The sequence below is a fragment of the Prevotella sp. HMSC077E09 genome, from assembly GCF_001814685.1.
Classification (GTDB): domain Bacteria; phylum Bacteroidota; class Bacteroidia; order Bacteroidales; family Bacteroidaceae; genus Prevotella; species Prevotella oris.
In genome coordinates this window covers 123653-136285 of record NZ_KV817595.1, presented here as the reverse complement: position 1 = coordinate 136285, position 12633 = coordinate 123653, and the positions used below count along the sequence as shown (strand labels likewise).

Here is a 12633-nt window from a genome sequence, read left to right as displayed (position 1 = left end):
GTCTATCTTCCCGCTTCCAAGGGGTTGGAAAGCCATTTTTTTCAATTTTTTGTTCATCCAAGGGGTTGGAAAGCTATTTTTTTTCGATTTTTTGCTCATCCAAGGCCTCGGAAAGCTATATTTTCCAGTTTTTTGCTCATCCGAGGCCTCGGAAAGTCATTTTCTTCTGTTTTTTGTTCATCCGAGGCCTCGGAAAGCTATTTTCTTCTGTTTTTTGTTCATCCGAGACCTCGGAAAGCTATTTTTTCCAGTTTTTTGCTCATCCGAGGCCTCGGACGATTCTTTTTTTACTGCCGCCGTTCCATCGGGACTTAATTCTTTAAGCCGAATTCACGAAAAGAATCATTATATCGGGCCGAAAAACTTGATCCAAATTCTTCTGTAAAAGCCTAAAAGATATCGTCTGACAGGAGAAAGAAAGATCCATATACGAGAATAAATTCTCCATTTACGGCCATCTGTCCGGTCTAAATCCCGTCGTCCCTTTCTATAAAAACCGATGACAGACGCCTTAATATCTTTCTTTTGACAATATTCACAGGCAAGGTTCCCGTCACCTCTCAGCACTACTTGCTCATCATTCATGTCTACAATCCGATGCAACACATAGAAGCCTGGCTGTGTTTCTGCCAGAACAGGATCGCCAACTTTTATATCAACAGGCCTTGTCAATAGTGCCATGTCACGTCCATCCTCGAGAAACGGACGCATACTGTAACCACGCAAAGGAAGTGTCACGGAGTGTCCCTCTTCAAGCATCTTTATGATTTCAGGTATCAACAACCTATTGGCGAAGCATTTATTTATTTTATGGATATTGTTTGATGACATAATTCTGCTGCAGCTTTATCCGGTCTACAATGCAAGGTATACACTGGTGTTTGGGCGATGATATCACCTACTATATTACAAAGATGATTAAAGATATCCTCATCCCATTTCATGGATGAGCATGAAGGAAAGACTGAAGCAAATGCTTCTACTACAGAAAGACGCTCTATCGAATTCTCCGGAGCACGGTCAATGCGTGTGATTGCACCCAAGCGTGCTTTTACTTTTCGATAGCATGGAGTCTTACCACTCCATGGACTACCATAAATATATGTCATGCCATCCACAATCCTAATGATTGGATTGTCATCGTTCATCAAGTCGCACCCTTCAATATATCGCAACCAAAGGCTGACCTGTGTGCTCTTACCAGTCCCACTTTTAGCAATGAATGCATATCCATACTCATGTTTCCTGACGAGCGAAGCATGTATCAACACCGTGTCTCGTTTGCTGCCGGCAAAGGCCATGATCAGCATCAATACATTGTTCAGGCCAAAGCTTCTCATGTTGAGATTACCATTCAATGCACACTGACAATTGCAGAAATCCTTATCACAGATAAGCAAAGCACAAGGCATTTTATTAATATCCTTGATGACATATTGATAGCCGCCGTCTGGCAATCTGTCTACAACAGTATCTCCATTACCCGTATCAAACACTCGGATACGATGTCGTTTTTCTTTATCTACAACTTTCAGGTTCGGATTAATCACCAGACTAAACAGAAGCTTGTCTTCTTCTACTGCTTCACATCCAAACGGTTGAAATGAAGGCAGCAAATTATATAGCAAGGCTTCTTCTTCCTGATATGCAATCCTGATAAAATGTTCTGCTATCTCAAAAAAGTAATTCATATCCTGCAAAGGGCCGACACATAAGGCTCATGTGAAATTTGACATTGCCACATGAAGCCATACTATTTCTTTTTACGTGATTTTACAGGAGCTACAATCTGACTTTCATCAGGAATGATTGCCTGATAGTGAAATTCATCGGTTGTAAGATATTTAATGGTATAGGTATTCTTTTTCTTTGTTTTTTTACCGAAAACAACCCCGTATCTGCTTCTCATATTCTGGAATTTCTTTTCGATAACATCTCGCTTTGTAGCCCACATAGTCACACAAGTGGCATGTTCAAACCCCTTGGAAGCAAGATAATCGCGCAGCTGATATGAGTAGCTGTCACGGCCATACAGAAACCCTCCCCTGTCTACTACAGCAGAATCCAACTCCTGAATATCAGTGAAATAGACAGTAGAATCATTAAAAGATGCTGCAAAACCATAAAGATACACTTTGTTGTTTCCAGCAGAAGCAGCCGCGCAAATAAAGAATGCACAAGCTGTCAATAATAGTGTTTTCAATCTCATTTACCTTTATTCTTTTATTTACTATAACGACAAACGATGCAGCTTATTGCCCGAGGTATGCCTTAAGATTTTTATTCTTTGTGTTATGACGCAGCCGACGAATTGCTTTTTCTTTTATTTGGCGTACACGTTCACGCGTCAGACCGAATTTATCTCCGATTTCTTCAAGTGTCATCTCTGATTGGTTAATGCCAAAGAAAGCTTCGACGATGTTGCGTTCACGCTCATTCAACGACTGAAGTGCATTTGCAACTTCATCACGCAAGGACTCCTGTACCAGCACGCTGTCAGCCATTTGAGCATTATTGTTGGGCAGAATATCCAACAGACTGTTCTCCTCTCCTTCTGCAAGCGGAGCATCAACTGACACATGTCTGCCGTTTGATTTGATCGCATCGGCCACTTTATCCTCCGGTATGTCAACTTTTGCAGCAATTTCTTCTATCGTCGGAAATTGTTCATTCTCCTGTTCAAGTTTGTTGAGAACACGCTTTATCTTATTTACCGAACCGACTTGATTCAAAGGCAGTCTGACGATACGGCTCTGCTCGGCAATAGCTTGAAGAATACTCTGGCGTATCCACCAAACAGCATACGAGATGAATTTGAACCCACGAGTTTCATCAAATTTCTCTGCAGCTTTAATCAATCCAAGATTGCCTTCATTGATGAGGTCCGGCAAACTAAGTCCTTGATTTTGATATTGCTTGGCAACAGAAACCACAAAACGCAGGTTTGCACGTGTCAGTTTCTCTAAGGCACGACGATCACCCCGCTTGATTTTCTGTGCAAGCTCCACCTCCTCTTCTACAGAAATCAAGTCTTCATGACCTATCTCCTGCAGATATTTATCGAGCGATGCACTTTCCCGATTGGTTATTGACTTTGTGATTTTCAGCTGCCTCATTAAGTGTTAAAATTTTTCTACAGCGCAAAAATACGGCTTTTTTATTTGACTTGCAAATTTTTTCCCATTTTTTAGCCTAATCAAGAGTTGCATATTCCATAGAATAAGATATATATATACATTTGTTTATTAATTGGTTGTTATCAAGCATCCGCTATCAAGCGACATATCAATGCAATATGAAGTTTTACTTTAACAACTTGAATGAAAACAATTATATTCTAAAAGTTGGCTTGTTCTATTATTCAAACAGTTACGCCGTATGCTTTAGATGATATATATTGGCAGAACAAAATAACATAAAAAATTATGGCAATTACACAGAGACTGCAGTTCGGGAAACCTCTCCCTATTGTAAAATTATTATCCGTTTTCCAACGCTTTCCTGTAATAGTAAATAAAGAAAAAAAATCAAAAAAGCAGACTTGCTTTTATGACCTTCCCAGAGTTGTTCTGCAATTCAAGTCATAATGCGCTGTAATTCGATGCAAATTGCAGTGTAATCTGACTCAAATCACTGTGTAATCTGACTCAAGTTACAACGCGTTATGCGTCATGTTACACAACAGGGATACAGATATGGGGAAATGCCTTCAGTTTTCTCATTTTTGAATATCTGTTTAGTGGCACTTGGAAAGCTATGGAGAAGAAATGCAACAATATAGCAAAAATGTAAGGTGAAGATAGCAAAAAAGCAGGTAAAAGTTTGGTTACTTGATAGATTTACATTATATTTGCAAATATTAAAATATCAAATAACCAAATAAAGCAATTTTACACCAAATCAGTTATGAGTGAGAAAAGAGTTTATATCTTCGGCAACGGTAAGGCCGAGGGACGGGCAGACATGAGGAATCTGCTTGGTGGTAAGGGTGCGAACTTAGCCGAAATGAATCTTATCGGTGTTCCCGTTCCTCCCGGTTTCACGATTACGACAGACGTATGTAACGAGTACTTTGAGAAAGGAAAAGAGGAAGTTGTCAATCTGTTGAAGAAAGATGTTGAAACTTCTGTAAAGCATATTGAGACTTTGATGAAATCAAAGTTTGGCGATGTTGAAAATCCTTTGCTCGTCAGTGTACGTTCGGGAGCCCGTGCCAGCATGCCCGGTATGATGGATACCATTCTTAATCTCGGTCTCAATGATGAAGTTGTAGAAGGCCTGGCCCGTAAGACCGGCAATGAACGCTTTGCTTATGACAGCTACCGTCGCTTTGTTCAGATGTACGGTGACGTTGTTCTCGGCATGAAACCAGCCAACAAGGAAGACATTGATCCTTTTGAGGCTATCATTATTAATGTAAAGAAACAGCGCGGCATCTCTCTTGATAACGAAATGAATGTGGATGAACTCAAGCAGCTTGTCAAGTTGTTTAAAGCAGCCATTAAGGAGCAGACCGGTCATGATTTCCCAACAGATCCAATGGAACAACTGTGGGGCGCTATCTGTGCTGTTTTTGATTCGTGGATGAATGAGCGCGCTATTCTCTATCGAAAGATGGAAGGTATTCCTGCAGAATGGGGTACAGCGGTCAACGTTATGGCCATGGTATTTGGAAATATGGGCGAAACCTCTGCAACAGGTGTTTGCTTCAGCCGTGATGCCGCAACAGGAGAAAATCGTTTTAATGGTGAATATTTGGTCAATGCGCAGGGCGAAGATGTCGTTGCCGGCATTCGTACACCGCAGCAGATTACCAAGGAAGGCTCTTTGCGTTGGGCTAAACAGCAGTGTATTGATGAGGAAATCCGTGCTTCAAAATATCCATCGATGGAAGAGGCTATGCCTGAAATCTTCAAGCAGCTGAACGATATCCAGCAGAAGCTGGAAGCTCACTATCACGACATGCAGGATATGGAGTTCACCGTTCAGGAAGGCCATTTGTGGTTCCTCCAGACCCGTAACGGAAAACGTACAGGCACGGCAATGGTGAAGATTGCCATGGACTTGTTGCGCGAAGGCGAGATAGATGAAAAGACAGCCCTGTTGCGTTGTGAGCCAAACAAATTGGATGAACTGCTCCACCCTATCTTTGATAAGGAGGCACAAACAACTGCCAAGGTGTTGACAAGAGGTCTTCCTGCAAGTCCGGGTGCCGCTTGTGGTCAGGTTGTTTTCTTTGCTGATGATGCAGAGAAATGGCATGATGACGGACATCAGGTAATCATGGTGCGCATTGAAACAAGTCCCGAAGACCTCGCAGGTATGAGTGCTGCCGAGGGCATTCTTACGGCACGAGGAGGCATGACCAGTCATGCTGCGGTTGTTGCACGCGGTATGGGTAAGTGTTGTGTCAGTGGTGCAGGTGCTATTAACATTAATTATAAAGCACGTACTCTTGAAATCGACGGCACACTCATTCATGAAGGTGACTACATTTCAATCAATGGTTCAACGGGTGAAGTTTATTTGGGCGAGGTAAAAACAAAGCCGGCTGAGGTCACAGGTGACTTCGCCATGCTGATGGATCTGTGCCAGAAGCATACACGCCTTGTTGTCCGCACAAATGCAGACACGCCTCATGATGCAGAGGTTGCACATAATTTCGGTGCTGTCGGTATCGGTCTCTGTCGCACAGAGCATATGTTCTTCGAGAACGAGAAGATTAAAGCCATGCGCGAAATGATCCTTGCTGACACGAAAGAAGGCCGTGAAAACGCGCTTGAAAAACTCCTACCTTATCAGAAACAGGATTTCTATGGCATATTAAAGGCTATGGATGGCTATCCCGTGAATATCCGTTTGCTCGATCCTCCATTGCATGAGTTCGTGCCTCATGACCTTGCCGGCCAGAAAGCTATGGCTGAAGAGATGGGCATTTCTGTGGAGGAAATCCAGCGTCGTGTAAATTCTTTGAGCGAGCACAATCCGATGTTGGGTCATCGCGGCTGTCGTCTGGGCAACACATACCCCGAAATTACAGCGATGCAGACACGCGCAATCCTCGGTGCAGCAATTGATTTGAAGAAAGCAGGTTTCAATCCAATGCCTGAAATCATGGTTCCACTGATTGGTATTGTCAATGAGTTTGATGTTCAGGAAGATGTTATCCGCTCTACTGCAAAGCAGCTTTTTGAAAAGGAAGGCGTTGAAATCCCATTCAAAGTCGGTACGATGATAGAGATACCACGTGCCGCTCTGACAGCTGACAATATTGCCAAGAGAGCTGAATACTTCAGCTTTGGAACCAATGACCTTACCCAGATGACATTTGGATATAGCCGTGATGACATTGCAAGCTTCCTGCCTGTGTATCTTGAAAAGAAGATACTGAAGGTTGATCCTTTCCAGGTTTTAGACCAGGAAGGTGTAGGTCAGCTTGTTGAAATGGCTGTAAAGAAGGGTCGCGCAACCCGTCCGGGACTTAAGTGCGGTATCTGTGGTGAGCATGGTGGCGAGCCTTCATCTGTCAAGTTCTGTCATCGCGTGGGCTTAGACTATGTGAGTTGTTCTCCATTCCGTGTGCCAATAGCTCGCCTTGCAGCAGCACAGGCAGCTGTGGAAGAATAAGTTTCAAATTGAACACTATAGAAAAGGATGTCTTTTTATAAAGACATCCTTTTCCTTTTGGAATAAACCTACCTGCAAAATGAAGCAGGCTATACTATCACTTTTATCTTGTGATGGCTGTTGCGGAATTCTGTGGGCGAACAACCTTTCTTTCGCTTAAAGATGCGATTGAAGTTGCTCATGTTGTTATAACCGCACTTAAAACTGATTTCGGCAATGGTCTCGGTGGTGTCTATCAGCAGGCGCGTGGCATATCCCAAGCGTATATCGATGATATAATCACTCAGTCGGCGCCCTGTATGCAACTTGAAGAAGCGGCAGAATGCGCTCTCACTCATGTTGGCGAGGTCTGCCAGACTCTTAAGGCGCAGTTCATACATATAGTTATCTGATATATATTTCTTTACACGTAATATACGACGGCTGTCGTCTTCGATATTCACTTTCGCATAACTGGTTGTTGCCAAGGTGCGTGCGCCTGTGCATAAGGACAGTGTGTGGAGGATGTTCAGAAATTCCATTAAGGCAGTGAAGCGATCGGTTATCTGGCTCAGACCACTCAATCTTTCGTAGACTTTCATGATAGAAGACATGGGAAAGGCCATTCCTTTTTGTGCTTCTTTCATCATATGGCGTATACTTTCAAATGGCGTCTTACCAAAAAAGTAGTCCGCCTCTGTTATTCCTGCCCCAAAATTAAACTGAATGGTGATTTCGCGAATGTCATTACTCTTGCATTCATGCTGCTCCCAGGCATGTTCAAGCGTGGGATTGGTGATGAGTACAAGGTCGTAATCTCCGATAACTTCATTGCTGTCGCCAACAATTCGCTTCACCCCAGCTGCATTTTCAACGAAATTGAGTTCGAAAACATCGTGATTATGTACGGGATAGGAGAACTCGCTCTTGTGCCTGTCAGCGATGTAGAGCGCATCGGTATCCATCAAAGGAGTTATTTCATGTAGCACGTAATTGTCCATATAAACGGGAAAAGACTTCTCCTCCCCTCTTTTTATGAAGATAAAGAGGGGAAGCAGACTTTAATTTAATCAATGATTATATTCGGGAGCAAGACTTCTTTCGATGATTTCCAAGCACATTCTGGTGTTATGATAAGGGCATTTCCAGAAGCCGGCTTTATCATCTATGCGATTGGGATGTCCGTTCTTATCACAGCCCCAATACCATTCGCCTCGCTCGTGGTCTATGATATGTTCAACGATATATCGCCAACAATAGCGAGCAATATCGAGCGCCGCCTTATCACCAAAGTGTTGATAGAGATCAACATGTCCTATCACGCATTCGCACATCACCCACCATTGGCGCTGATCATCAACATGCCCGGTGTCAGTCCATCGTTCGTATATCATTGAGCCATCTGGTTGCAGACCTTCATCTGCAGCCTTGGCTATGCGTATAATAGCCTTTTCAACCTTTGCCAACACTTCAGGTTTACCCAACTCTAACGCTGCCTCATGCAATAACCACACGGCTTCAATGTCATGACCAAAGCTTTGTATGTTTCGACGGCCTTGCCACTTATCATTGAAAAACAGGTCAAGATGATTTGTTTCTGAATTGAGTAAATGTGTGAGAAAGATATCAATAAGATTAGTGATACGCTCTGCCAATTCAGGCGTTCGCCATACACGGTAGAGATTAGTGTAAGGTTCAAGGATATGAAGATGCGTATTCATTGTTCGCGATCCGTTTTCATCCTTGTCGCTTAGTCGCATGTCGGCAATAGGCTGCCAATCGCGCGTTAATGCCTCTACATAGCCATTATTAACACTATCGAAAGCATGACGTTCAATGTCGGTATATAACTTCTTTGCATGCAACAATGCCTCTTTATTACCCGTGGCCTGCGCATATTCGCTCAAACCATAGATTGCAAATCCAATAGCATAGGTCTGTTTTTTGGCATCAAGCACATTTCCTTGAGCATCTAAACTCCAGAATACGCCTCCTTCTTGTACATCAATGAAATGATTGATAAAATAGTCTTTTGCTCTTGTCGCTGCTTCCAAATATTCAGGTTTATGTAAAACACGGTAGGCAGCAGCAAAAGCCCAGAGTATACGTGCATTGAGGATAGCTCCCTTCTCCGCATCAGGCACAGGATTTCCACAGCCATCTATACGACCGAGAAAACCTCCGTTGCGTTGGTCTATCATTCTGTTCATCCAGAAAGGAAGGATATTTTGTTCCAACTCCTCGCGTAATTCTTTTGAAAGGTTATACATAGTGAGAAATCTTAAGATTGATTATTGAACTTTAGTTGATGCAGTATCAGCTCGTTTTTCTTCCAACTCGTGCGTTATCTGTTTCATTCTTTGTTCGCTGAGTGGGTAAAAATAAATGAAAGCTAATGAAAGTAGTGCTCCTATTGCCGGCAATATTGAAAGAAACATCTTTATACCTTGGATGGTTTCTGCCGATTGAACAGCATTAGCCTGAAAGCCGAATTGAGCAAGCATCCACCCTGTTATGGCCGTACCGAAAGCCCAACCAAACTTCTGACTCATCGAAGAGGAAGAGAAGATAAGTCCAGTCGCACGGTTACCAGTCTGCAGTTCACTGTAATCTGCACAATCTGCATACATGCTCCACAACAGAGGGAAGATGCTACCTGCACAAATACTGATGAGCGCCTGCAGTACAAAGATGAGAAGAAGCTGATCTTTGTCAAGCCAAAAGAATATAATACTGAGAACAGATGCTACAGCCATGGCAGCCATGAATGTGCGTCGTTTACCTATACGATTACTGATAGGGGCTGCAAGCATTACACCTACAATGTTGGCAGCTTGTCCTACAGCCAGATAAAGACCACTGAGTACAAATGGGAGACCTAAAAAGAAGATGCTTCCAATGGCCGTTTCATCAACATAATACTTGAAATAATAAACCGTTGCACCGTCACGAATGGAGTTAAATACGAGTGAAGCTACACCAGCACCGAGCAAAATCCACCATGGTCGATTATGTAACAGATCGCGAAGATCCGTTTTTAGTGAAGTCTTTTCTTGTTTAACAGGTCTCACACGCTCTTTTGTAAGAGCGAAGCAACCTAAGAAAAGGATTACGCATACAATGGCAATAACCAATACTGCCATTAGCCAACCAAATTGCGAAGCCGTTAGCCAACCATGCATGGAGCCTTTGTCATCAGCTCCACCAAAAGCATTTACCAATGGCATGAAAAGTAATAAGGCTACAAATGAACCCAAATAGGCGAATGTCATGCGATAGGTGGCCAAGGTATTACGGTCTGCTGGGGCGGGACTCATTACTCCCAACAACGAAGCATAGGGTACATTGATAGCAGAATACACCATCATCATCAGCCCATAGGTAATGAAAGCATATACGATTTTCCCGGTTTCTCCAAGTGGAGGAGTTAAAAACGTCAATATACCTATAAGGCCGAAAGGTACTGCCAAATAGAGAAGATACGGTCGGAAACGTCCCCAACGTGATGATGTACGGTCTGCCACTGCACCAACAATAGGGTCAAAAAAGGAATCCCATACGCGAGTGACGGCAAACATCGTTCCAACAATAGCAGCAGAAATACCAAACACATCGGTATAGAATATCATGAGATAGGCTCCGAAAAGCTTCCAGAACATTGATGATGACATATCACCTAAGCCATAACCTATCTTTTCACTAAGCCCAATTTTCATAGTGCGCGGTTTTTTGCTATGAGTTTCTTGATGGTTTCAACACTGGCAGATGTCGTAAGCCCATCTTGTGGAGTATGCAGACAGTAGTCAACTAATCGATCCACTGTTGAAGTTGCTACATGCATGCGTGTATCTGATGATGCGTAATAGATAAATACACGACCGTCTTCATCGGCAATCCATCCATTAGAGAAAACAACGTTCATCACGTCACCTATATATTCACCACCTTCCGGTACCAAAAGGTAACCACCCGGCTGAGCAATCATCCGTGTGGGATCATCTAATGCAGTCATATACATATAAAGAACGTAACGCAGACCACTTGCACAAGCCCGCACACCGTGTGCAAGATGCAGCCAGCCATGCGGAGTCTTAATAGGATGTGGACCTTCGCCGTTCTTCAGTTCCATAATCGTATGGTAATGACGCGGGTTGATAATGGTTTCTTCGTGCACTTCTGCATGAGTAATGTCATCCACTAAAGCCCAACCTATTCCTCCTCCAGAGCCAGTGTCTATAAAACCATCCTGTGGGCGAGTGTAGAAAGCATACTTGCCATCTACGAATTCTGGGTGAAGAACGACATTGCGTTGTTGACTTGAAGCTTTGAGATCGGGCAACCGTTCCCATGTTTTCAAATCTTTGGTACGTGCTATGCCTGCCGTTGCGGTAGCAGCAGAAAGGTCACCAGGCATATTGTCATCGTGTCTTTCTGCACAAAATACTCCATATATATAACCATCTTCATGACGAGTCAGGCGCATGTCATAGATGTTCGTAGCTGGTTTTTCTGTATCAGGCATAGTTATCGGTTCATCCCAAAAGCGGAAATTATCTATACCGTTAGGACTTTCGGCTACAGCGAAGAAGCTTTTTCGGTCAGCTCCCTCCACTCTAACTACCAACAAATACTTATCATCCCATTTTATTGCACCTGCATTGAGTGTAGCATTCATCATGATTCGCTGCATCAAGAATGGATTAGTACGTTCATCCATATCGTAGCGCCACTCTAAAGGTGTATGTTCTGCTGTCAGTATGGGATTAGTATAACGTTCATAAATACCATTACCATTTTCTTCTACGTGGTTTGGTTTTGTGAGCAATGCTTCGTAACGAAGACGAAGTGCATTAAGTTTGGAATTGAATGTTGACATATCTATATACTTTTTATTTCTTATTATGCTTCTTTCCAACCACAGAATATGGCTTTCTTTGCATGTCACTTAACTTACTGCGAAATATAAAAGCCCCCTTTTTATATATGCTTCTAAAGTCATCTGCACATGCTTTCTCTGGTGCAGGGCCAAAGTTTTCTTCTGCATTATCCCATGCATTGCGCCACAGTAGCACATAAATAGGAGCATATCCCTTTATTCCTGGAAGCAATGTGGAACTATACCATTTCGCATCAGGTGTGTTTTGGTAGCCAGCTTCTGTAAGCGCGTATAGTTTATGATGCTTTTGGGCATAGGCAGACATAATGCACATTTCATTTTGACACTGGGTTATGAAATCTTTCCCGGTACCATATTGATACAAGTCTATACCGAGTATATCTACATAGCCATCTCCCGGATAGAAACGGAAGTATTGTTCTGGTGTGTCATCAGCTTGAGCATTGGGAGAATAACTCCAAACAAGATTATGTAGGCCAGCATGCTTCATTGCTTCAAATGTAAGATGAAACAATGCAACATACTGTGTAGGCGTACATTGCTTGCTTCCCCACCAGAACCAAGCCCCACCCATTTCATGCCATGGCCGGAAAATCACAGGAACAATATTTCCTTTCTGGTCTTTAAGTGAAGCAAAGAATTCGGCTAATCGCTTGTGCCAGAGTTGCATTTTAGCGGTTTCTTTGCCTCCGGGAAGAACTTCGGTAACAGCATTCCCTTCTGTATGCCATGCATCTTTACCGGTAACAGGATTGTAGGGATGCCAACTGATGGTTACAATGCCACCTTTCTGATAATGATCTATAATCTGCTGCCGCATTTTATCAAAAGGAACACCATCAAGATTCTTTTCATTGCCAAGTTCAAGACCACCTAATTCACAACCTAAAACGGCAGGATAATCCCCACAAACATCATTCACATCGCTTCTTCCATACTCCCATTTCCATGTCGTACCATAGAAAAGAGCATCCTGATGACCAAACATCACACCTCGTTTCTGCAGTACATGAAGGCGTTCGATAAGCTTTTGTGCAGGCGTTTGCTGCACCTTCCGATTTGCATTTGCATTTGTTGTCAGTATGACTATTGCCATGACAAAGAGTATTTTTCTCATATCATTCTATTTC

10 protein-coding genes are annotated in these 12633 nt (G+C 42.9%); 1 reads left to right on the top strand and 9 read right to left on the bottom strand.

Going from position 1 to position 12633, the window contains the following annotated elements:
* Positions 1-345 precede the first annotated feature (345 nt).
* The 4 genes from HMPREF2983_RS12445 to HMPREF2983_RS12430 all read right to left on the bottom strand — a co-directional run bounded on the left by HMPREF2983_RS12445 (position 346) and on the right by HMPREF2983_RS12430 (position 3116).
* The gene (locus HMPREF2983_RS12445) at positions 346-831 is read right to left on the bottom strand and encodes a S24/S26 family peptidase (protein WP_070669010.1); all 486 of its coding nucleotides are present in this window, start codon (positions 829-831) and stop codon (positions 346-348) included.
* Complete coding sequence (locus HMPREF2983_RS12440; RefSeq protein WP_070668911.1) at positions 804-1691, bottom strand: hypothetical protein; 888 nt, start codon at positions 1689-1691, stop codon at positions 804-806. The genes HMPREF2983_RS12445 and HMPREF2983_RS12440 overlap by 28 nt, the downstream gene beginning before the upstream one ends.
* A gap of 62 nt (positions 1692-1753) precedes the next feature.
* The gene (locus tag HMPREF2983_RS12435; RefSeq protein WP_070668908.1) at positions 1754-2209 is read right to left on the bottom strand and encodes a hypothetical protein; all 456 of its coding nucleotides are present in this window, start codon (positions 2207-2209) and stop codon (positions 1754-1756) included.
* A 43-nt stretch (positions 2210-2252) separates the two neighbouring features.
* Entirely contained in the window at positions 2253-3116 is an 864-nt protein-coding gene (locus HMPREF2983_RS12430; protein WP_004375088.1) for a sigma-70 family RNA polymerase sigma factor, read from the bottom strand.
* 790 nt (positions 3117-3906) lie between these two features.
* Between HMPREF2983_RS12430 and ppdK the strand changes: the two genes are divergently transcribed.
* Positions 3907-6627, top strand: a complete 2721-nt coding sequence (gene ppdK / locus HMPREF2983_RS12425; protein ID WP_070668905.1) for a pyruvate, phosphate dikinase — start codon at positions 3907-3909, stop codon at positions 6625-6627.
* 89 nt (positions 6628-6716) lie between these two features.
* Here the strand turns inward: ppdK and HMPREF2983_RS12420 are convergent, their stop codons facing one another.
* From HMPREF2983_RS12420 to HMPREF2983_RS12400, 5 genes are all read right to left on the bottom strand, one after another.
* A complete protein-coding gene (locus tag HMPREF2983_RS12420; RefSeq protein ID WP_018920158.1) occupies positions 6717-7607 on the bottom strand; it encodes a helix-turn-helix transcriptional regulator in 891 nt (296 codons plus the stop codon).
* 69 nt (positions 7608-7676) lie between these two features.
* Positions 7677-8876 (bottom strand): AGE family epimerase/isomerase, encoded by a 1200-nt coding sequence (locus HMPREF2983_RS12415; protein ID WP_070668902.1) that lies wholly within the window; start codon positions 8874-8876, stop codon positions 7677-7679.
* Between the two features lie 21 nt (positions 8877-8897).
* Positions 8898-10322, bottom strand: coding sequence for an MFS transporter (locus HMPREF2983_RS12410; RefSeq protein ID WP_070668899.1), 1425 nt, complete (start codon positions 10320-10322; stop codon positions 8898-8900).
* A complete protein-coding gene (locus HMPREF2983_RS12405; RefSeq protein WP_070668896.1) occupies positions 10319-11482 on the bottom strand; it encodes a glycoside hydrolase family 130 protein in 1164 nt (387 codons plus the stop codon). The genes HMPREF2983_RS12410 and HMPREF2983_RS12405 overlap by 4 nt, the downstream gene beginning before the upstream one ends.
* Before the next feature lie 13 nt (positions 11483-11495).
* Positions 11496-12620 carry a glycoside hydrolase family 26 protein gene (locus HMPREF2983_RS12400; protein WP_070668893.1) on the bottom strand — a complete coding sequence of 375 codons (1125 nt, stop codon included), beginning with the start codon at positions 12618-12620 and terminating at the stop codon, positions 11496-11498.
* Between the last annotated feature and the right edge of the window lie 13 nt (positions 12621-12633).

Bases quoted from the DNA above. Each gene is read 5' to 3' on its own strand.
- HMPREF2983_RS12445 (WP_070669010.1), bottom strand. From the start codon at position 831: ATGTCATCAAACAATATCCATAAAATAAATAAATGCTTCGCCAATAGG.
- HMPREF2983_RS12440 (WP_070668911.1), bottom strand. From the start codon at position 1,691: ATGAATTACTTTTTTGAGATAGCAGAACATTTTATCAGGATTGCATAT.
- HMPREF2983_RS12435 (WP_070668908.1), bottom strand. From the start codon at position 2,209: ATGAGATTGAAAACACTATTATTGACAGCTTGTGCATTCTTTATTTGC.
- HMPREF2983_RS12430 (WP_004375088.1), bottom strand. From the start codon at position 3,116: ATGAGGCAGCTGAAAATCACAAAGTCAATAACCAATCGGGAAAGTGCA.
- ppdK (WP_070668905.1), top strand. From the start codon at position 3,907: ATGAGTGAGAAAAGAGTTTATATCTTCGGCAACGGTAAGGCCGAGGGA.
- HMPREF2983_RS12420 (WP_018920158.1), bottom strand. From the start codon at position 7,607: ATGGACAATTACGTGCTACATGAAATAACTCCTTTGATGGATACCGAT.
- HMPREF2983_RS12415 (WP_070668902.1), bottom strand. From the start codon at position 8,876: ATGTATAACCTTTCAAAAGAATTACGCGAGGAGTTGGAACAAAATATC.
- HMPREF2983_RS12410 (WP_070668899.1), bottom strand. From the start codon at position 10,322: ATGAAAATTGGGCTTAGTGAAAAGATAGGTTATGGCTTAGGTGATATG.
- HMPREF2983_RS12405 (WP_070668896.1), bottom strand. From the start codon at position 11,482: ATGTCAACATTCAATTCCAAACTTAATGCACTTCGTCTTCGTTACGAA.
- HMPREF2983_RS12400 (WP_070668893.1), bottom strand. From the start codon at position 12,620: ATGAGAAAAATACTCTTTGTCATGGCAATAGTCATACTGACAACAAAT.